The organism is Pseudomonas sp. CFBP 13727 (assembly GCF_014841915.1).
Taxonomy (GTDB): domain Bacteria; phylum Pseudomonadota; class Gammaproteobacteria; order Pseudomonadales; family Pseudomonadaceae; genus Aquipseudomonas; species Aquipseudomonas baltica.
Genome location: NZ_JACYUT010000003.1, coordinates 513,174 through 531,954, shown reverse-complemented (window position 1 = coordinate 531,954; position 18,781 = coordinate 513,174). Strand labels below are relative to the sequence as shown.

Sequence of the window (18,781 nt, the reverse complement as noted above, 5' to 3'; positions counted from 1 at the left end):
GTACTCGAGACGATGGAACGTGGATTCAGATGCGCGGTTCGACCCGCAGGTTGTCCCGTGGCGGCGTGGGCACCGGACGTTCTTCGCGCGGCTCGATGGGTCGCGCAGCCGCGGCGGCATCGCCATCGTGCCGAGCGGCGTCTGCTTCAGCCTGCGCCAGGCGCCGGGCCTGGGCCTTGCGCAGGAACGGCAGGCGCACCAGCGCGAAAATCACGTAAACGCCCAGGGCAATCACTGCGGCCATGGTCAGGTCGGAAATCGCGCCCCAGGCACTGCCGCCCATCTTGAACAACAGCTCCAGGGCGCTGATCGCCACGGCCGGGGCCAGCAGGTCGCGGGCCGGGTCGACCACGGTGGGCGTCAGCAGCAGCACCACGCCGAGCAGGCGCAAGGGCTCGCGCAGGTAGCGCCACATCCAGCGGGTGATACGAAACCACACCAGAATGCAGCCCAGGGCGGCGAAGGCGTAGATACCCCAGGCGAGGAAATAGTCGTTCTCGGTCATGGTGTCCGTGGCATGGCAGGCAAATAGGCGCTTATGATAACGGCTTTTCGCCTGCCCGGCGCTGCTGTTGTCGTGCCCCCGAGGCATGCACCGCCAGCACCCGCGCCAAGAGAGCCGCTCATGTCCCAGCCTATCGTCGCCCCCATCGCCCATGTCGCCGCCGGTGACGACCCCTACGCCTGGCTGCAGGCGCGCGACCACACCGACGTGCTCGACTACCTCAAGGCCGAGAACGCCTGGCAGGAGGCACAACTGGCCGACCAGGCCGAGCTGCGCGAGCAATTGTTCGAGGAGATCAAGGGGCGCATCCGCGAAACCGACCTGTCCCTCGCCTCGCCGTGGGGGCCGTGGTTGTACTACACCCGCACCACGGCCGGCGACGAGTACCCGCGGCACTATCGCTGCGCACGCCCGGACGACGGCTCGACCCAGGTCGACGAGCACTCCGAGCAGTTGCTGCTGGACCCTAACGTGCTGGCCGACGGTGGCTTCCTGTCGATGGGCGCGTTCAACGTCAGCCCTGACCACCAGCGCCTGGCCTACAGCCTGGACACCAGTGGCGACGAGATCTACCGCCTGTTCGTCAAGGAGCTGGGCAACGATGCGGTGGTCGAGCTGCCTTTCGAGGATTGCGACGGCAGCATGACCTGGGCCAATGACAGCCAGACCCTGTTCTTCGGTGAACTGGACGAAACCCACCGCCCTCATCGGCTGCACCGCCACACCTTGGGCAGCGACGGCGCCGAGCAGGTGTTCGAGGAGAACGACGGGCGCTTCTTCCTGCACTGCTACCGTTCCAGTTCCGAGCGCCAACTGATCCTGCTGCTCAACAGCAAGACCACCAGCGAAGCCTGGGTGCTGGATGCCGACCAGCCTGCAGGGGATTTCACCTGCTTGGCGCCAAGGGTCGAGGACCATGAGTACTATCCGGATCACGGCCAACTCGACGGTGCCTGGACCTGGTTCATCCGCAGCAACCAGTCGGGCATCAACTTCGCCTTGTACCAGGCCGCCGACACGGGCGCGGCGCCGACTCGCGAGCAGTGGCGAACGCTGATCCCACACCGTGACGATGTGATGCTCGAAGGGGTGACCCTCAATGCCGCTGCCTTCACCTTGAGCCTGCGCGCGCGCGGCCTGCCGATCATCGAAGTCCATGCCCAGGGCCTGGCGCCCTACCCGGTGCAACTGCCGGATGCCGCATACAGCCTGTATGTCTCTGACAGCCTGGAGTTTGCCAGCGAGCAGATTCGCTTGCGCTACGAAGCCTTGAACCGGCCTGGCCAGGTTCGCCAACTGAACCTGAGCGACGGCGCCCAAGTGGTGCTCAAGCAGACCCCGGTGCTGGGTCGGTTCGACGCCGACGACTATGTCAGCCAGCGCCTCTGGGCCACCGCCGCAGACGGCACTCAGGTGCCGATCAGCTTGGTGATGAAGAAAGCATTCGTTGGGCAGGCCACACCGCTGTACCTGTACGGCTACGGCGCCTACGGCGAGAGCCTGGATCCGTGGTTTTCCCATGCGCGGTTGAGTTTGCTGGACCGCGGCATTGCCTTTGCCATCGCCCATGTGCGCGGCGGCGGCGAGTTGGGCGAGGCGTGGTATCGGGCTGGCAAGCAGGAACACAAAGGCAATACCTTCAGCGATTTCATCGCCTGTGCCGAACACTTGATCGAGCAGGGGCTGACGCGCGCCGAGCAGCTGGTCATCAGTGGCGGCAGCGCGGGCGGCCTGTTGATCGGCGCAGTGTTGAACCAGCGTTCGGAGCTGTTCCAGGCGGCGGTAGCGGAGGTGCCGTTCGTCGACGTGCTCAACACCATGCTGGACCCCGACCTGCCGCTGACCGTGACCGAATATGACGAGTGGGGCAACCCTCAGGACCCCGAGGTGCATGCGCGCATCAAGGCTTACGCGCCGTACGAGAACGTCACCGCGCAGGCGTATCCGCACCTGCTGGTGGTCGCCGGCTACAACGACAGCCGTGTGCAGTATTGGGAAGCCGCCAAGTGGGTAGCGCGCCTGCGCGCGTGCAAGACCGACGACAACCTGCTGCTGCTGAAGACCGAACTGGGTGCTGGTCACGGCGGCATGAGCGGCCGTTACCAGGGCCTGCGCGATGTGGCCCTGGAATATGCGTTCGTGCTCAAGGCCCTGGGCACACCCAAACAATCTTGATGTGGCGTGCCTGAAGGAACGCGGCGAACGCGGACGCGGCTTGCGCCGCTGCTACAGGGTTCGCGGCGCATCGGATGCGGTGGGCCTGAAGGAACGCGGCGAACGCGGACGCGGCTTGCGCCGCTGCTACAGGGTTCGTGGCGCATCGGATGCGGTGGGCCTGAAGGAACGCGGTGAACCTGGACGCGGCTTGCGCCGCTGCTACGAGGGGCGTGGCGTTGCAGGCGGCCTGTATCCCCCTGTAGCAGCGGCGCGAGCCGCGTCGGCGGAGAATGCGGTATACCAGGGAAAACGCGATCAACCGCCGGGGGATTTGGGCTTGACCGGGGTTGGCGGCGTGTCCTGACGTTCGGGTTCGGGGACGTTCTCGGCCTTGGGTGGCGCAGGCAACGGTATGGGCGGCAGCAGCGGCGGTGAACCGCTCATGCCCTCGCCGCAATGGGTCGAGGGCACGGTAACCTGTGGATAGGGGGTTGGCGTGGGTGTACCCGGCGATCCCGGGGGCAGCGACGAGGCCGATGCGACACCGGCACACAGGGCAACACATGCAAAGACCGATACACTGCGCAACTTCATTGAACACCCCAAGGCCTGACTGCCTGTTCCGATGACACAGGCTACTACCATGGCACTACCTTGTCCTCCTTCCGAGATTGACCGATGAAACGCTTCGTACTGCTCGACACCACACCGATCCCCGACAACGGCGGTGCGCTCTGCCTGTTCGAGTACGGCGAAGACTTCGTCATCAAGATCCAGGGAGGCGATGGCGGACAACTGATGAACACCCGCATGCACGGTTCCGAAGACGCCCTGGCCGAGATCCCCTGCCGCAAGGTGGCCGGGCGACCGAACTCGCGGGTGCTGATCGGCGGTTTGGGCATGGGCTTCACCCTGGCTTCGGCGCTCAAGCATCTGGGCAAGACCGCGCAAGTGGTGGTCGCCGAACTGGTGCCCGGCGTGGTCGAGTGGAACCGTGGCCCGTTGGGCGAAAAAGCCGGCAACCCCCTGGCCGATCCGCGCACCGTCATCCGCCTGGAGGACGTGGCCAAGGTGCTGCAGGCCGAGCCGGCCGGTTTCGACGCGATCATGCTGGATGTGGACAATGGCCCTGAAGGTCTGACCCAGAAGGCCAATAGCTGGCTGTATTCGAGCGGTGGCCTGGCGGCCTGCGCGAAAGCCTTGAGGCCCAAGGGTGTTCTCGCCGTGTGGTCGGCCAGCGCCGACCGCCAGTTCAGCGACAACCTGCGCAAGGCCGGCTTCAAGGCCGAAGAAGTGCAGGTGTTCGCCCACGGCAACAAGGGCACCCGCCATACCATCTGGATCGCCCAGAAAATCTGAACCCACTGCGCCGCAGGAGCGGTCCGTGGCCGCGAAGGGCGCACCGTGGTCCGCTAGATGCACCGCGGCGTCTGCTTCGCGGCCAATGACCGCTCCTACGGTGAGGAGCATTCCTGTTCGGCTGTGGAAATCGGCTAGGAGGTTTCACGGCAAACTTCTGAATCGGCTCACTTACGGGCTGTTCAGCGGCTTCTAGAGTTGGCGGTGTTGCGATGTGCAACCACCATTAACCAATCTGGAAATCAACATGACCCTTATATCCCGTCTGCTTATCGGCACCACGCTGCTGGCAGCACTCCCGACCGCGATGGCGGCTTCAACCGTTGATTTGAGTGTCACCGGCTCGATCGTACCGGCCGCTTGCACCCCATCGCTCTCTGCCAGCGATTTCCACCACGGCAAGATATCGAAGAGCGACCTCAACGTGGATGGGCCAACAGGTTTCACCGAGAACAAGAAGGTCGCCACCCTGAGCGTCAATTGCACGGCTGCTACGGTGTACGGAATCCGTGGGATCGACAATCGTGCAGATACCGTCGGAAATAACTGGTACGTGACACCCTACGGGCTGGGCTTGACGCCCAAAGGAGAGAAAATCGGTGCGCATTTTCTGGAAATCTACCCACGCGAATCACTGATTGACGGCAAACCTGCTTTCGTAGGCGTAGGTAATGCGGCGGGCACCGTATGGACCAGTGCGACCCAGGGCGAGAAAGGTATTCGCAACTACGGCGAGCTGTTGGGTTTCACCGATACAGCAGGGGCTTTGGCGCAACCGCTGCCGATCAAGGATGCCACTTTCGCACTCAAATCCTATCTGGTCATCGCTGCGGCCAAAGGGCTGACCCTGACCGACGAAGTCGCCCTCGACGGTGCCGCCACCATCGAACTCGTGTACCTGTAACGACACCGCGTTGCGGTAGTTTCTTTGTCGGCAAAGCCTGGCGCAGATACGTCCTACGTCGCTTGCAATCTTTTCGTCCTGCACTTGCTGAAGGGTCCGAGCCGAGAACGCGCGGATTGCTTTTAGAGTACTGCTGCCCTTCCCCCTCACACGATCTTCCCGGCACTGCGGTGTCGAGGAAGGCGTGGTCGTACCTGCCTGTTGCGTTCCCTGTCTGGAGAAACCGATGAACCGCCGCAACCACGTTTTGTATGCGTACCTGGGCATCACAGCGTTGCTGATCTGCAGTCCTGAAATCCATGCCGACGGCATGATCCCGGAAACCTCGGTGGTCATCGTCTACGAAGGCGATGCCGAAACCGCCATAAAAGTGACCAACAGCGACCAGCATCCTGCGCTGCTGCACGTCACGCTGGATCACATCCCCGAAGACAAGGCGTCGCTGTTGTTCGTCACACCCCCCATCGCGCGCGTCGAGGCGGGTGAATCGCAGCTGGTGCGCTTCATCCTGTCGAACTCCGAACCGCTCACCACTCAACGCTTGAAAAGGGTCATCTTCGAGGGACTGGCGCAGAACGACCAGCCAGGTAAACCCGGCGAGGCACGAGTATCGGTAAACGTACGACAGAATCTGCCGGTGATCCTGCACCCCAAAGGCCTGGTGAGGAACGCCGAGCCTTGGAAGGGCCTGCACTGGTCGCTGCAGGACAGCCAGCTTACGGTATCCAACCCCACTCCCTATGTCGTGCGTCTGTCACAGGAAGTGCACAGCCTGCCGAGCAAGACCCCTTGGCAGCTGCCCCGCAGCTACGTATTGCCCGGTGATCGGCTGACTCTGCCCGGCAAGGCGCTGGCCGTCGCCGATGGGCAGGTCCTGTTTACCCCTGCCACGGTGTACGGTTTTGCCGTAGGTACGCATCAGGCAACGCTGAATCAGGGCGCGCCTTGATGAAGGCGCTCATTGGTAGCACATTGTCCGCAGTGACGTTGGCGCTGTACACCCAGACTGCAAGCGCAACAAGTTTCGACAGCGAAACCCTGCGCCTGCGTGGTATCGATCCTGACTTGGCCGCCTACTTGAGCCAGACCGCGCGCTTCACAGAAGGCGTGCACGCTGTGCGACTGTGGGTCAACGGTCAGCCCAGAGGCGTTGTCCAAGCCGCCTTCGACACCGCAGGTGCCCTGTGTATCGACCAGGCCGTGCGCGACGCCGGGGAACTGGTCGATACCGAGTCAGGCTGCGGCGAGTTCATCGAGCAATTTCCGCAGACCCTGATCGAACTGCTACCCCAAGCCGGTGAAGTGCGGCTGTTGGTACCTGCACCTGCCTTGCGCACTGCATCGGCCGACCAATCGGCCTTTACCCGAGGTGGGGTTGCCGGCCTGCTCAACTATGACGTGCAGGGCCTGTACAACCAGTTCAATGGTCAACGCAGCCGGTTTCTTTCGGCCAACACCGAGGCTGGCGTCAATGCAGGCGATTGGATCCTGCGCAGCCGTCAGTTCTATAGCTCGGTGCAGGGCAAGGCGAGCCTGCAGCACATGGAAGCCTATGCGCAGCGCACCTTCAGCGACCAGCAGGCGATGCTGCAGTTGGGCCAGATCAACCTGAGCAACCCGGTGCTCGCCGGCGCGCGCGTCACCGGCGCGCAGTGGATGAGCGAACCGGCGCTCGGCGGCAGCGGCCGTGGCGCTCGGGTGCAGGGCATTGCGGCTACTCAGGCGCGGGTGGACGTTCGCCAGAGCGGCGTGCTGATCTATTCAACCGTGGTGCTGGCCGGACCTTTCGAGTTGAGCGATATTCCCCAACTTGACCGGCGCAGAGACCTGGAGGTCACGGTGATCGAGGCCGATGGCGAACGTCGCACCTTTACCGTCCTGGCCGCCACCTTGGGCCTGGAGTTGCCCTCACAGGGCTTTGCTGTGGGCATCGGACAGCTGCGCAACAGTGGGCGCAGCGCTCGGGAACCCTGGGTGTTGAGCGCCGGAGGCAGCTACCCACTGGCGCCGGCCGCCAGTATCAGTGGCGGTGCCCTCATCGGCCAAGGCTACAACGCCGGCGGCGCCGGGCTCAACCTGGAACCGTGGCCCGGCTCGCGAGCGCAGAGCCTGTTACAGGCCGCGCATGCCAGCGAATCGGACGACCAGGGGGTGCAGGGCAGCATCAGTCTCAATCAGCAGCTCGGCGATCGCTGGTCAGCCTTGCTCAGTGCCGGTCGGCAGACAGTCGGCTATCGAGAGTTGATCGACAGTGGGTGGAATCAGCCCGCTGGCCAGCGAAGCCGAGTGCGTGATCAGTACGCCTTCGGCCTGGGCTGGACCCATCCCTGGACGGGCAGCCTGAGCGGCACGTGGTCCACCGCCACGGCGTTCGACGGGCAACGCTCCAGTCGAGCCCAGGTCAATTGGGGGCGACGGCTCGGCCCCGTGTCCCTGACCGCTACCGGGCAATGGCAGCTGGCCGGCGACGGTGGCCTGGGTAATGCCTTGTATTTCAGCGCCAGCCTGCCCCTGGGTGACGGTTTGAACTGGCGTTCGACCGCCCGCAACGACAGCACCGGCATCCGCCTGGGCAGCGGTGTGCAAGGCCGCTGGGACGAGCGCACTCAGTACCGAGTCGCCGCCGAGCGCGCCAGTCGCACTGGCGCGGTGAGCTACAACGGCGGCGTATCGCGGCTGACCCAAGCCAGTCAACTGGACGTCGGCTATGCCAACTACGGCAGCGACAGCCATGGCTACAGTGGCGCTGCACGAGGCGCCGTGGTGCTCCACGAAGATGGCTTCACCTTGTCGCCCTACCCGTTGCAGGACACCTTCGGCCTGTTGACCCTGGAAAATGTCGCAAACGTGCAGATCGATACCCCCGGCGGCAGCGTGTGGACCGACCGCAAGGGCCGCGCCGTGCTGCCGCAACTGGCTCCGTTCGGTCGCAGCAACGTGCAGGTGGCCACTGCATCGTTACCGCGCAACGTCGACGTGCATCAAGGCGCAGCCACCCTCCAGGCCGCGCGTGGCGCAGTGCCGCGCATCATGTTCGGTGTGGAGGTCACGCGGCGCTTGCTGCTTCAGGTGCAGGACGAGGCCGGGCGGCGCCTCAACCGTAGCACGGGCGTCACCGATGCGCAGGGCCAACTGGTGACATTGGTACAGGAAGACGGCGCGGTCTTCGTGCCCAATATCCATGCGAGTCCGCAGTTGTGGAGCCGCACGGTAGACGAGCAGCCGTGCCGATTGCAGTTCGAACTGCCGGCCAGCGCCGATGCCGAGGCGTATTACGAGCAGACCACGGCGCAGTGCCGGGTCGAGGAGAGCGAATCATGAGCCGTTGCACCTTCCTGACGGCGCTGGTGGCCACCGCATTGGCCACACCGTTGCAGGCATTTGCGCAGGGATGCAGCCTGTCGCTCAGCCCGGCCGACATCGACCTGGGTCAATTCAATCGCACGACCGTGCAGTTGGCGTCCGGCGAGGTGCCTTTGCCGCCGCGTCGACTCAGCCTGAGCGTACTGTGTGAAACCGAACAGGATCTGACGCTTGCCTATCGGGCCGGCCAGTTCTCGAACCAGGGCTATGCCTTGGGTTCGCAAGGCGCCTACCGTCTGCGCGTGCTGCAGGCATCGGTGGACGATCAGCCCGTACAGTGGGGCCAGGTGGCGGCCGCTGCGCCACAGGTTGCAACCCGCACCGGCGCAGCGGCGCTGGAAGGTGACCAGCCACTGCAACCGCTGCGGGCCGGCCACGCGGTCAGGGGCAAACGCCTGCAGGCGCAGATCGAACTGCAGGCCACGCTTGCCCCCACCGTGCTCGCCGTCAGTGACGCCCATGAGCTGTCGGCCAGCGGCAGTTTCGACATTGTCGGTCAGCAAAAGCCATTGCTGGTGAAGGCCGGGTTCGCTCCAGCGGCGTGTCGGCCCTCGCTGGCGGGCAACGCGAACGTGAACTTCGGTCGCATTGGCATGGCCGATCTGCGGCGCGAATCGGTCACCACGTTCAGCCGGCAAACGGTGCTGGAAGTGGACTGCGACGCACCGACGCGCTTCGCTATCCGCGCGCTGGATAACCGGGCCGGCTCCGTCAGCGACCAGCTCCTGGCTGCCGCTCCGACGTTGTTCGGCATCGGCCGCACGGCGGACGGTCAGGCCTTGGGCGGTTTCACTGCTCGGCTGGGCACGGGGATCGGTCGTGACGGCAGCAGTGCTTATCCCTTGCTCGGAGACGCTTCTGCGCAAACCTGGCGACCGCACCCCGATGGATGGCTGCGCAGTGACGGCCCGCCCACCGCGCTCGGGCGACAAGCGACACCCGGCGTCGCCCCCGGCGCCTGGTCTGGACTGTCATTGCCGCTGACCGTCGAACTGCACCTGGCTCCAGCCCGAGGGCTGGACGTGCGCCAGGAAACCCCGATCGACGGCTCGGCCACACTGGAGATCATCTACCTGTAGCGCATGCTTACAGGTAGACCAGCTCCACGGTGACGTGTCCGTCCAAGGGCACGGCATCGGTCAAGGTCAGGCTGCGCGCAGGAGCGATAACGCCATGGGCGCGGATGCCCAGCTGGGCCATTCGTACCACTACGGCACCGGTGTCTACGCCGACACGGTCGACCAGCCCCAATAAACTGCCGTCGGTAGGCAGCGCCATCGGCTGGGCGGTAGAAGTGCTCCACAGGCTGCCGGTACGATCGCCGAGGCTGAGAAATACACGACGGCTATCGACGGTCGAACGTGCTGGATCGACTTGCAGATGATACGCGCCAATCTGCTCATCCGCCGCCGTGCGGCCCATACCCAGTCGACCAGCAATGCCGGAGTCATAGGCTGAACCGGCGCGGTTGTCCACCAGGCGCAGACCATACAAGGTCGGTGTGCCGCACTGAATCGTCAGGTTCGGCGTGTGCTCGATCACCGCGGTAGGCCGCTCGGGGTGCAGGTCGGCCGAACTCACGGTGCCGAAGTGCAGCGTGCTGACACTCAGGATGGGCGTGCAAGCGCTGGGAACGAGCGTTCCGGTGACTTGAATATCCACAGTGGAAGCGCAGAAAGCAGGCGTGGTGAAGCCGAGCGCCAGCATGGCGGTCAGCGTCCGAAAGCCAGGATGCATGATGTTGTCCCTCACTGTCCGATGAGCTGACCGGCACGGGAAACCGGTCACGCTCTTCAGGCTGAAGGGGAAGTTTCCCCTTTGAAAGAGGAAATTTCTGAAAAAAGGTAAATCTGTTCCTACGAAAGATCTTGGTACAGGTAGATCTGACTGCACCTAGTTCTTCCTTCACGTAGTTCTTCCTACAAGTAGAACAACTCAAGGGTAGCGGCACCGGCCAAGGGCACTTCAGCGTCCAACGTCAAACTGTCGGTCGGCGCGATGGTCAGGTAGGACACCAGGGTCAGCACTGCGTCCTTTGCCGGCATGGGTCCGCCGCCATCGTTTTTTCGGCTGGCCAGACCAATGAGCTGACCATCGTTGCGCAAGCTGCGCGCACGGCGTTCGGCGGCAGACCAGGCATTGCCCGTGGGGCTGCCTATCAGCAGCAGAAGCGGTTCGCCATCCAGGCTCGAGCCTTCAGGATCGATGCGTAGCCTGTAGGAGCCGATTTTCTCGTTCTTGCTGGTCAAGCCCAGCCCGAAACGGCTGCCGTCGATGTTTTCCAGGACTGAATCGGCGCGATTGTCCACCGCACGAAGCGCGTAAGCGGTAGCGGCTTCGCAATTTATGTTCAACGTTGAGGTACGGGCACGATCGAGCAGGACGGTGGGCGCTGAAGCAAGCAGGTCGCGGGTATACAACCGCCCATGATCGAAAAGCGCGTTGCTCAGGGTAGGTGTGCAGCCACCCGGCACGATCGAACCGGTGACGGTAATGTCCACCGACGGCGCGGCGACGGCCGTGGCGATGGAGGTGAGCAGCGTGGCAAGCAGGGTAATGCGGGTAACGGCGTTCATGTCGTTGTCTCAGGCTATGCGCTCGCGTGAAGGAGGTGGCGCGTGCGGCATGGTGATAGCCACGCGCGGGTCAAGACATGAGAGATCGGCCACTGCACCCGACGAAGGTGCGCGCAGCGGTGTAGGTCCTGGGACGAGAAAGCGCCGCCAGCAGGGGTGCGGTGTTGGCCCATGCGTTTTTGCTTTACCATATCGCCCCTTTGCCGCCCCTGCTTTTGGAGTTTTCATGACGGCCGCCGCCGACCTTTCGCCCACGCTGCAGCTTGCCTGCGACCTGATCCGCCGCCCTTCGGTCACGCCTCTGGACGCCGATTGCCAAAAGCTGATGATGCAACGCCTGGGGCAGGCTGGCTTCGCGCTGGAGCCGATGCGCATCGAAGAGGTGGATAACTTCTGGGCCACCCACGGTACCCAGGACGGTCCGGTGCTGTGCTTCGCCGGGCATACCGACGTGGTGCCCACCGGCCCCACCCAGGCCTGGCAGATCGCCCCATTCGAGGCGGTGATCGACGAGCAGGGCATGCTCCACGGGCGCGGCGCGGCCGACATGAAGGGCAGCCTGGCGGCCATGCTGGTGGCCGCCGAGCGCTTCGTCGGCGACCATCCCAACCACAGGGGCTCGGTGGCCTTCCTGATCACCAGCGACGAAGAAGGCCCGGCCCATCACGGCACCAAAGCGGTGGTCGAGCGCCTGGCTGCACGCAACGAGCGCCTGGACTGGTGCATCGTCGGCGAGCCGTCGAGCACCACCCTGGTCGGCGACGTAGTCAAGAACGGCCGACGCGGCTCGCTCGGTGCGACTCTGACCGTGCGCGGCGTGCAGGGCCATGTGGCGTATCCGCACCTGGCCCGCAACCCGATCCACCTGGTCGCCCCAGCCCTGGCCGAGCTCGCCGCCGAGCACTGGGACGACGGCAACGCCTTCTTCCCGCCAACCAGCTTCCAGGTGTCCAACCTCAACAGCGGCACGGGCGCCACCAACGTCATTCCCGGTGAACTGACGGCGGTGTTCAACTTCCGTTTCTCCACCGAGTCCACGGTCGAAGGCCTGCAGCAGCGCGTGGCCGCGATTCTCGACAAGCATGGCCTGGACTGGCACGTGGACTGGGCGCTGTCCGGCCTGCCGTTCCTGACCGAGCCCGGTGCGCTGCTGGACGCGGTGGCCGCGAGCATCAAGAACGTCACTGGGCGCGACACCCAGGCCTCCACCAGCGGCGGCACCTCCGACGGGCGCTTCATCGCCACGCTCGGCACCCAGGTGGTCGAGTTGGGCCCGGTCAACGCCACGATCCACCAGGTCAACGAACGCATCCTGGCCAGCGACCTCGATGTGCTGACCGAAATCTACTACCAGACCCTCGTCGAGTTACTCGCCTGATGCTCACCTGCCCCCTCTGCACTGCCATGCTGGCCAACGCCGACAACGGCATGGTCTGCCCCAGCGGTCACCGTTTCGACCGCGCGCGCCAGGGCTACCTGAATCTGCTGCCGGTGCAGCACAAGAACAGCCGCGACCCCGGCGACAACCAGGCCATGGTCGAGGCTCGCCGGGACTTCCTCAACGAAGGACACTATGCGCCGGTGGCCCAGCGCCTGGCCGAGCTTGCAGCCGAGCGCTGGCCTCGGCGCTGGCTGGACATCGGCTGTGGCGAGGGGTACTACACCGAACAGATCGCCCAGGCGCTGCCGCGCGCCGACGGGTATGCCCTGGACATCTCCCGCGAGGCGGTCAAACGCGCCTGCAAGCGAGCGCCGTCGGTACATTGGCTGGTTGCCAGCATGGCGCGTGTGCCGCTTGCCGATGCCAGCTGCCAGTTCCTGACCAGCGTCTTCAGCCCGCTGGACTGGGACGAAGCCAAGCGCCTGCTGGCGCCGGGGGGTGGGCTGATGCGTGTGGGACCCACCAGCGGCCACCTGATGGAGCTGCGCGAACAGCTGTATGACGAGGTGCGCGACTACGTCGACGACAAACACCTGTTGCAGGTGCCCGAGGGCATGCAGCATGCCCACCATGAAACCCTGACCTTCAAGCTCAAGCTGATCGACGCGCAATCGCGCGCCAACCTGCTGGCGATGACGCCGCATGGCTGGCGCGCCAGCGCCGAGCGACGGACCGCGGTGATCGAACAGCCGCGGCCGTTCGTGGTCACGGTATCCATGCGCTACGATTACTTTGTGCGTCAAGACTGAGCGAGCCTACCCATGCGCCAACCCGATATCGAGATTTACCTCAAGGACGCCGACGTCGATCACAAGGCCATCGCCGCATGGCTCGGCCAGGCCCTGGGCCCCTGCAGCGACTGGCAGCAGAAAGGCCAGACCTGGAAGTGCCAGGCGGGCGACGTGCCGGTCACCTGGCTGCCCAAGGCGGTCGGCAAGTGGAACAGCCTGTACCTGGAGAGCGACGCCACGCCGTGGGACGACGACGTGGCCTGCGCCCGTGCAGCTTTCAAGGCCCTGAATGTAGAGGTGCGCTGTGCGCCTGGCAGCTGGGTGGAAGAAGAAGGCGAAGAGAATGCCGACCGCTGGATCCGTATCAGCGACGATGGCGAAGAGGAAATCACCTGGCGTACCAGTTGATACACCGCAGCGCGACGGTTCGCGGCCAGTGGCCGCGAAGGAGCCCGTAGCCGCGCGAAGATATTCGCCGACACCCTGCATCACTTACCTCGGCAAAAGCCGGTAAAATAGCGTTTTCCCCCCAAGCCCTGGCCTATGACCCGCTCACCTCTGCACCGCCTCGTGTTCGGCACCTTGCGCCGCTTGTTGTACCTGTGGGTTCGGTCTGAAACCATCAACCAGTCCTCGTTCACCTTGAACCTGGATCGCAGCAGGCCCGTGCTGTACGCCTTGCAATCGCCTTCGCTGGCCGACCTTGCCGTGGTCGACCGCGAATGCAGCAAAGCCGGCCTGCCACGCCCGGTGCTGCCCGTGGCCATCGGCGATCTCATGGAGCCCACGGCGGTGTTCTACCTGACCCCGGACCCTGACTGGCTGGGCCGGCAAGACAAGCGCGGCGCCCCGCCCACCCTGGCGCGGCTGGTCACGGCACTGGCCCAGAACGCCGGCGAAGATGCGCAGATCATTCCGGTAAGCGTGTTCTGGGGCCAGTCGCCAGCGAGCGAATCCAGCCCCTGGAAGCTGCTGTTCGCCGACAGCTGGGCGGTTACCGGGCGCTTGCGCAAGCTGGTCAGCATTCTGATCCTGGGACGCAAGACCCGCGTACAGTTTTCCGAGCCAATCCACCTGGCCGAGCTGGTGCAGCAGAACAAGGGTCACGAGCGAACGGTGCGCATGGCCCAGCGCATCCTGCGTGTGCATTTTCGCAACCTGAAGACGGCAGTCATCGGCCCCGACATTTCCCACCGCCGCCATCTGGTCAAGGGTCTGGTGCGCGACCCACTGGTGCGCCAGGCCATTGCCGAAGAAGCCGAACGCGAGCACATCACCCTGGAAAAGGCCGAGGCCCGAGCGTTGCACTACGGCAACGAAATCGCCTCGGACTACACCTACACCGCCATCCGCTTCATGGAAGTGGTGCTCAGCTGGTTCTGGAACAAGATCTACGACGGCATCAAGGTCAACAACATCGACGGTGTGAAGGACGTTGCCCGTGGCAACGAGATCATCTATGTGCCATGCCATCGCAGCCACATCGACTACCTGCTGCTGTCTTACCTGCTGTTCAAGAACGGCCTGACGCCACCCCATGTTGCTGCCGGCATCAACCTCAACATGCCTGTGATCGGCAGCCTGCTGCGCCGAGGCGGGGCGTTTTTCATGCGCCGCACTTTCAAGGGCAATCCGCTGTACAGCGCCGTGTTCAACGAATACCTGCACACCCTGTTCACCAAGGGTTTTCCGGTGGAGTACTTCGTCGAAGGCGGGCGCTCGCGCACCGGACGCATGCTGCAACCCAAGACAGGCATGCTGGCCATCACCCTGCGCAGCTATCTACGCTCCTCGCGTACGCCCATTGTCTTCGTACCGGTGTACATCGGCTACGAACGCGTGCTGGAAGGCCGTACCTACCTGGGCGAGCTGCGCGGCGCGGCGAAGAAGAAAGAGTCGATTCTGGACGTCTTCAAGGTCATCGGCGCACTCAAGCAGCGCTTTGGCCAAGTGGCGGTCAACTTCGGCGAGCCGATCAAGCTGCAGGCTTTTCTCGATGAGCAGCAGCCTGGCTGGCGCGAGCAAGACCTGGCGCCGCAGTTCAAGCCCGACTGGCTGAACGAAACCACGCATCGCCTGAGCATCCGCGTGGCTCGCCACATGAACGAGGCTGCAGCCATCAACCCGGTGAACCTGGTGGCACTGGCACTGCTGTCGACCAGCAAGCTGGCCCTGGACGAACGGGCAATGGAACGAGTACTCGACCTGTACCTGACCCTGCTGCGCCAGGTGCCCTACTCGCCTCATACTACCGTGCCCACGGGGGACGCCCGCAGCCTGATCGCTCATGTCCAGGGCATGCAGCTGCTGTCCGAACAGAGCGATGCCCTGGGCAAAATCCTGTATCTGGACGAACAGCACGCGGTGCTGATGACCTATTACCGCAATAACGTGTTGCACATCTTCGCCCTGCCCGCGCTGCTTGCCAGCTTCTTCCAGAGCACTTCGCGCATGACCCGCGAGCAGATCCTGCGCTACGCCCATGCGCTGTACCCCTATCTGCAAGCCGAACTGTTCATCCGCTGGAACGCCGGGCAGCTCGACGAGGTGATTGACCAGTGGCTGCAAGCGCTGGTCGAACAAGGCCTGCTGCGCCTGGAAAACGGTGTGTACCTGCGCCCCGCGCCGAGTTCGCGGCAATTCGTGCTGCTGACCTTGTTGTCGCGTGCCATCGCGCAGACCCTGCAGCGTTTCTACATGGCCATCGCCCTGTTGCTCAATGCCGGGCAGAACACCCTCAGCGCCGAAGAACTGGAAAACCTGTGCACCACCATGGCCCAGCGCCTGTCGATCCTGCATGGCCTGAACGCCCCGGAGTTCTTCGACAAGAGCCTGTTCCGTCACTTCATTCAGACCCTGCTCGATCAAGGGGTACTGCGCCGCGATGCCCAAGGCAAGTTGAGCCACCACCCCATGCTCGATGAGCTGGCCGAAGGCGCTGCCAAACGGGTATTGCCCGCTGAAATACGCCTGTCGATCCGCCAGGTTGCGCTGCACCGCAGCGATGAGGCCGCCGATGGGCTGTGATCGACGACGGTCTTTGCCTATGCTTTTGCCTGACGGCCGAATTTGTAAATGGAGATAACCATGAAGCGCCTTTCACTGATCGTACTCAGCGCCCTCATCGGCGCCTGCAGCAGCATGCAGCCCGCACCCAAGGCCACGCTCGAGGGGGAGGCGTTCTATCTGCAGCGCATCGCCTTGCCGCCATCGGCCGTATTGACCGTGAGCCTGCAGGACGTGTCCCTGGCTGACGCCCCTGCGGTGGCCCTGGCCCGGCAGAGCGGCCCGATCACTGGCCAGGTGCCGCTGCCGTTCAAACTTGAATACGACCCGGCCCAGGTCAAGCCGGGGCATCGCTATTCGGTGAGTGCCCGCGTTGAAGCCGACGGGCACCTGCTGTTCGTCAGCACCCAGCATCACGGCGTGACGCTGGATGGCAAGGATGAGCAGCCGCTGCGTATCCGCATGGATGCCGCTTCGCGGTAGCCAGGGCTGCGGCGGTGTTCAGAACCGATAGACGCTGCTCAATACCGCCGCACGACCATCACCGAACTCCACGGCCGAGGAACGGGTATCGCTGCCGATGACCGTGCGCACCCGCTCGACGTACTTCGTGTCGGTCAGGTTGCTCAGGTTCAGCTGCAGCTCGAGGTTGTCGGATGCCCGGTAGCCCAGCATCGCGTCGTGTACCCAGTAGGCATCGAGCTTGATTTGATCCTGGGACGTCAGGTTGCGTTTGCCGACGTGGCGGATGCCGTAGGCCAGGGTAATGTCGCTGGGAAGCTGGTAGGCGGTCCATAGATTGAAAGATCGGGGCGCCGTGTTTTTCAGTGCCTGACCTATGCGTTCGGGATTGGCCACCGACTTCAGTGTCTCGCTGCTTTGCAGGGTGTAGTTGGCGAACACGTGCCACTTCTCGCTCAATGCGCCCGTGGCTGCCAATTCCAACCCCTGCACGCGCTGCTTGCCGGCAAGCAGGTTGCTGCCGTCGCTCAAGCGCTCGCGCACGTTGTCCTTGACCACCCGGAACAGCGCGCCTTCCAGCTGCAGCCGCTCATCGAGCAATTGCCACTTGGTACCCAGTTCCCAGGTCTTGCCCTTCTCGGGTTCCAGGCTCTGGGTGCTGTCGGAAAGACCACCGCCGTAGGTCAGCAGGTTCTCGGCCGAAGGGTTGAACGAGGTGCCGTAGGCGACGTAGAAGCGGCCGTTCTCGGCGGGCTTGTAGACCAGGCCGGCACGTTGGCTGAACACGCCGTCGGTTGAGCCGGCCTGGGTCCGAACGCCGCTGGCCGAGCGATTACTGGCCTGGGCCCGCATGTGGTCGTAGCGCAGGCCCAGGCTGAGGTCCCACTGCTCGTCCAGGGCCAGGGTATCGAACACATACAGGGCGCGATCTTCCATGCTGTTGTGCGCCACGCTGGTAGGCGACTTGACCTTCGGCCCGCTCCAGTAACCCGGCGGGTTGGCCAGATCGTAGCCGTTGGCTGGGTAGAAGGACTCCACGGCATAGCCCGAGGCCTTGCGGTCGTAGGTTTCGCGCGACAGTTCCGCGCCGACCACCAGGGTATGGCCCAGGCCGAAGGTATCGAAGTGACCGGTCAGGCTGGTCTGGTTCATCGCCAGGCGGGTCTGCACGTCGCGCCGATAGGCTTGCGGCCCTGCCGGCAGGTAGCGTAGCGCCGGAAGCTTGGCCAGCCTGACATGGGAAGCGGACACGGTGGCATCGCGGTCAACCTGGCTGAGCCGGGCAAGGTTCTGCACGCTCCAGTCCGGGTTCAGGTCGTGCTCGTACTTGACCGTCAGGCTGTCGGTGTCGGTGCGGTCCTGGTCCAGGTTGCGCCAGCCGTAGTAGTGACTGGTCTTGACGCCCGGCAAGCGCTTGCCATCGCGTGCAGGCACGCCGTAGTCAGGCAGGTTGTCATCGCTCTGGTGGAAATAGCTGAGGGTCAGGCGCGTGTCGCTGCCGTGCCCGAACATCAGCGACGGCGCCAGGCCCCAGCGCTGCTGTTCGATGCGATCGCGCCCCGGCACGTGGTTCTCGTGAGCCATCAGATTGAGACGAAACAGGGTGCCGTCGCCCAGGTCGTGCAGCTGCTGATTGGTGTCCAGGGTCAGGCGGCGATAGCGATCGGTACCAACGCCGGCGCCCAGCTCGGTGAAGCTGTCGGCAACCGGCAGCTTGGTGATCAGGTTGATGGAGCCGCCGGTGGCGCTCGCGCCACCGAACACCGAACTGGGCCCCTTGATGACCTCGACCTGCTCCAGGTTGAACAGGTCGCTGCGGCTGGTCTGCGCAGAGTCGCGCAGGCCGTCGATCTGCAGGTTGGCATTGGCGCTGAAACCGCGGATGTTGATGCTGTCTCCCGACCCGCCGCCGCCCTCGCCCGCATTGAAGGAGATGCCGGAGACATTGGACAGTGCCCGGCGCAGGCTCAGGGCATTCTGCTCGCGCATGATCTGGCGCGGGACAACGGTAACCGTTTGCGGCACGTCGAGCAGTGGCACGGCGTACTTGGCGGAAGCCGAACGCTCGACCTGGTAGGGTGGCGCGGCCTGCTTGCCGATCACGCTCAGCTTGTCGAGCACCAGCGATTCGGGCCCTTCGTGGGCATTGGCACCTGCGGCGCAACCGATCAACGCCAGGCCCAGCGCCGAACGGCGGGGCAATGTGCAAACTCCTGTAGAACGGTACATGTATACAGCCTCACTACAAATGAGACTTGATTCTATTTGAGCGCGCCG

The 18,781-nt window shown here is 64.2% G+C and carries 16 protein-coding genes; 11 read left to right on the top strand and 5 right to left on the bottom strand.

The features are described from left to right. Nucleotides 1–25: 25 nt before the first annotated feature. Nucleotides 26–592, bottom strand: coding sequence for an MFS transporter (locus IFT76_RS13135; RefSeq protein ID WP_122474993.1), 567 nt, complete (start codon nucleotides 590–592; stop codon nucleotides 26–28). A gap of 33 nt (nucleotides 593–625) precedes the next feature. On the opposite strand from IFT76_RS13135, the gene IFT76_RS13130 reads away from it, so the two are divergent. Further along, nucleotides 626–2,680: a S9 family peptidase gene (locus IFT76_RS13130; protein ID WP_192058704.1), complete on the top strand. Its 2,055-nt coding sequence runs from the start codon at nucleotides 626–628 to the stop codon at nucleotides 2,678–2,680. A gap of 297 nt (nucleotides 2,681–2,977) precedes the next feature. Here IFT76_RS13130 and IFT76_RS21035 read toward each other — a convergent pair whose 3' ends face one another. After that, nucleotides 2,978–3,106 (bottom strand): hypothetical protein, encoded by a 129-nt coding sequence (locus IFT76_RS21035; protein WP_446731020.1) that lies wholly within the window; start codon nucleotides 3,104–3,106, stop codon nucleotides 2,978–2,980. Nucleotides 3,107–3,340: 234 nt separating this feature from the next. Between IFT76_RS21035 and IFT76_RS13120 the strand changes: the two genes are divergently transcribed. The 5 genes from IFT76_RS13120 to IFT76_RS13100 all read left to right on the top strand — a co-directional run bounded on the left by IFT76_RS13120 (nucleotide 3,341) and on the right by IFT76_RS13100 (nucleotide 9,367). Continuing rightward, nucleotides 3,341–4,021 carry a spermidine synthase gene (locus tag IFT76_RS13120; protein WP_192058700.1) on the top strand — a complete coding sequence of 227 codons (681 nt, stop codon included), beginning with the start codon at nucleotides 3,341–3,343 and terminating at the stop codon, nucleotides 4,019–4,021. A gap of 247 nt (nucleotides 4,022–4,268) precedes the next feature. Further along, nucleotides 4,269–4,925 carry a DUF1120 domain-containing protein gene (locus IFT76_RS13115; RefSeq protein ID WP_122475001.1) on the top strand — a complete coding sequence of 219 codons (657 nt, stop codon included), beginning with the start codon at nucleotides 4,269–4,271 and terminating at the stop codon, nucleotides 4,923–4,925. 226 nt (nucleotides 4,926–5,151) lie between these two features. After that, nucleotides 5,152–5,874, top strand: a complete 723-nt coding sequence (locus tag IFT76_RS13110; RefSeq protein WP_122475003.1) for a fimbria/pilus chaperone family protein — start codon at nucleotides 5,152–5,154, stop codon at nucleotides 5,872–5,874. Further along, nucleotides 5,874–8,246 (top strand): fimbria/pilus outer membrane usher protein, encoded by a 2,373-nt coding sequence (locus IFT76_RS13105; RefSeq protein ID WP_192058698.1) that lies wholly within the window; start codon nucleotides 5,874–5,876, stop codon nucleotides 8,244–8,246. The genes IFT76_RS13110 and IFT76_RS13105 overlap by 1 nt, the downstream gene beginning before the upstream one ends. After that, entirely contained in the window at nucleotides 8,243–9,367 is a 1,125-nt protein-coding gene (locus IFT76_RS13100) for a DUF1120 domain-containing protein (RefSeq protein ID WP_192054578.1), read from the top strand. The genes IFT76_RS13105 and IFT76_RS13100 overlap by 4 nt, the downstream gene beginning before the upstream one ends. Nucleotides 9,368–9,374: 7 nt before the next feature. Here IFT76_RS13100 and IFT76_RS13095 read toward each other — a convergent pair whose 3' ends face one another. Together IFT76_RS13095 and IFT76_RS13090 are read right to left on the bottom strand one after the other, a co-directional pair. Continuing rightward, nucleotides 9,375–10,025: a DUF1120 domain-containing protein gene (locus tag IFT76_RS13095; RefSeq protein ID WP_192058696.1), complete on the bottom strand. Its 651-nt coding sequence runs from the start codon at nucleotides 10,023–10,025 to the stop codon at nucleotides 9,375–9,377. Nucleotides 10,026–10,207: 182 nt separating this feature from the next. Further along, nucleotides 10,208–10,864: a DUF1120 domain-containing protein gene (locus tag IFT76_RS13090; protein ID WP_122475011.1), complete on the bottom strand. Its 657-nt coding sequence runs from the start codon at nucleotides 10,862–10,864 to the stop codon at nucleotides 10,208–10,210. Nucleotides 10,865–11,090: 226 nt separating this feature from the next. Between IFT76_RS13090 and dapE the strand changes: the two genes are divergently transcribed. The 5 genes from dapE to IFT76_RS13065 all read left to right on the top strand — a co-directional run bounded on the left by dapE (nucleotide 11,091) and on the right by IFT76_RS13065 (nucleotide 16,525). Next, nucleotides 11,091–12,242 carry a succinyl-diaminopimelate desuccinylase gene (gene dapE / locus IFT76_RS13085; RefSeq protein WP_122475013.1) on the top strand — a complete coding sequence of 384 codons (1,152 nt, stop codon included), beginning with the start codon at nucleotides 11,091–11,093 and terminating at the stop codon, nucleotides 12,240–12,242. Then, a complete protein-coding gene (locus IFT76_RS13080) occupies nucleotides 12,242–13,054 on the top strand; it encodes a putative RNA methyltransferase (protein ID WP_122475015.1) in 813 nt (270 codons plus the stop codon). Before dapE ends, IFT76_RS13080 begins: the two co-directional genes overlap by 1 nt. A gap of 12 nt (nucleotides 13,055–13,066) precedes the next feature. Beyond that, the gene (locus IFT76_RS13075; RefSeq protein ID WP_122475016.1) at nucleotides 13,067–13,444 is read left to right on the top strand and encodes a hypothetical protein; all 378 of its coding nucleotides are present in this window, start codon (nucleotides 13,067–13,069) and stop codon (nucleotides 13,442–13,444) included. Between the two features lie 135 nt (nucleotides 13,445–13,579). Further along, the gene (gene plsB, locus IFT76_RS13070) at nucleotides 13,580–16,063 is read left to right on the top strand and encodes a glycerol-3-phosphate 1-O-acyltransferase PlsB (RefSeq protein ID WP_122475018.1); all 2,484 of its coding nucleotides are present in this window, start codon (nucleotides 13,580–13,582) and stop codon (nucleotides 16,061–16,063) included. Nucleotides 16,064–16,123: 60 nt separating this feature from the next. Beyond that, nucleotides 16,124–16,525 carry a YbaY family lipoprotein gene (locus tag IFT76_RS13065; RefSeq protein WP_192058694.1) on the top strand — a complete coding sequence of 134 codons (402 nt, stop codon included), beginning with the start codon at nucleotides 16,124–16,126 and terminating at the stop codon, nucleotides 16,523–16,525. An 18-nt stretch (nucleotides 16,526–16,543) separates the two neighbouring features. Here the strand turns inward: IFT76_RS13065 and IFT76_RS13060 are convergent, their stop codons facing one another. Continuing rightward, complete coding sequence (locus IFT76_RS13060) at nucleotides 16,544–18,733, bottom strand: TonB-dependent receptor (RefSeq protein WP_185795082.1); 2,190 nt, start codon at nucleotides 18,731–18,733, stop codon at nucleotides 16,544–16,546. Nucleotides 18,734–18,781 lie beyond the last annotated feature (48 nt).

What these genes read in the sequence shown, in the direction of transcription:
- IFT76_RS13135 (WP_122474993.1), bottom strand. Translation starts at nt 592, where the DNA reads ATGCCTCGGGGGCACGACAACAGCAGCGCCGGGCAGGCGAAAAGCCGT.
- IFT76_RS13130 (WP_192058704.1), top strand. Translation starts at nt 626, where the DNA reads ATGTCCCAGCCTATCGTCGCCCCCATCGCCCATGTCGCCGCCGGTGAC.
- IFT76_RS21035 (WP_446731020.1), bottom strand. Translation starts at nt 3,106, where the DNA reads ATGAGCGGTTCACCGCCGCTGCTGCCGCCCATACCGTTGCCTGCGCCA.
- IFT76_RS13120 (WP_192058700.1), top strand. Translation starts at nt 3,341, where the DNA reads ATGAAACGCTTCGTACTGCTCGACACCACACCGATCCCCGACAACGGC.
- IFT76_RS13115 (WP_122475001.1), top strand. Translation starts at nt 4,269, where the DNA reads ATGACCCTTATATCCCGTCTGCTTATCGGCACCACGCTGCTGGCAGCA.
- IFT76_RS13110 (WP_122475003.1), top strand. Translation starts at nt 5,152, where the DNA reads ATGAACCGCCGCAACCACGTTTTGTATGCGTACCTGGGCATCACAGCG.
- IFT76_RS13105 (WP_192058698.1), top strand. Translation starts at nt 5,874, where the DNA reads ATGAAGGCGCTCATTGGTAGCACATTGTCCGCAGTGACGTTGGCGCTG.
- IFT76_RS13100 (WP_192054578.1), top strand. Translation starts at nt 8,243, where the DNA reads ATGAGCCGTTGCACCTTCCTGACGGCGCTGGTGGCCACCGCATTGGCC.
- IFT76_RS13095 (WP_192058696.1), bottom strand. Translation starts at nt 10,025, where the DNA reads ATGCATCCTGGCTTTCGGACGCTGACCGCCATGCTGGCGCTCGGCTTC.
- IFT76_RS13090 (WP_122475011.1), bottom strand. Translation starts at nt 10,864, where the DNA reads ATGAACGCCGTTACCCGCATTACCCTGCTTGCCACGCTGCTCACCTCC.
- dapE (WP_122475013.1), top strand. Translation starts at nt 11,091, where the DNA reads ATGACGGCCGCCGCCGACCTTTCGCCCACGCTGCAGCTTGCCTGCGAC.
- IFT76_RS13080 (WP_122475015.1), top strand. Translation starts at nt 12,242, where the DNA reads ATGCTCACCTGCCCCCTCTGCACTGCCATGCTGGCCAACGCCGACAAC.
- IFT76_RS13075 (WP_122475016.1), top strand. Translation starts at nt 13,067, where the DNA reads ATGCGCCAACCCGATATCGAGATTTACCTCAAGGACGCCGACGTCGAT.
- plsB (WP_122475018.1), top strand. Translation starts at nt 13,580, where the DNA reads ATGACCCGCTCACCTCTGCACCGCCTCGTGTTCGGCACCTTGCGCCGC.
- IFT76_RS13065 (WP_192058694.1), top strand. Translation starts at nt 16,124, where the DNA reads ATGAAGCGCCTTTCACTGATCGTACTCAGCGCCCTCATCGGCGCCTGC.
- IFT76_RS13060 (WP_185795082.1), bottom strand. Translation starts at nt 18,733, where the DNA reads ATGTACCGTTCTACAGGAGTTTGCACATTGCCCCGCCGTTCGGCGCTG.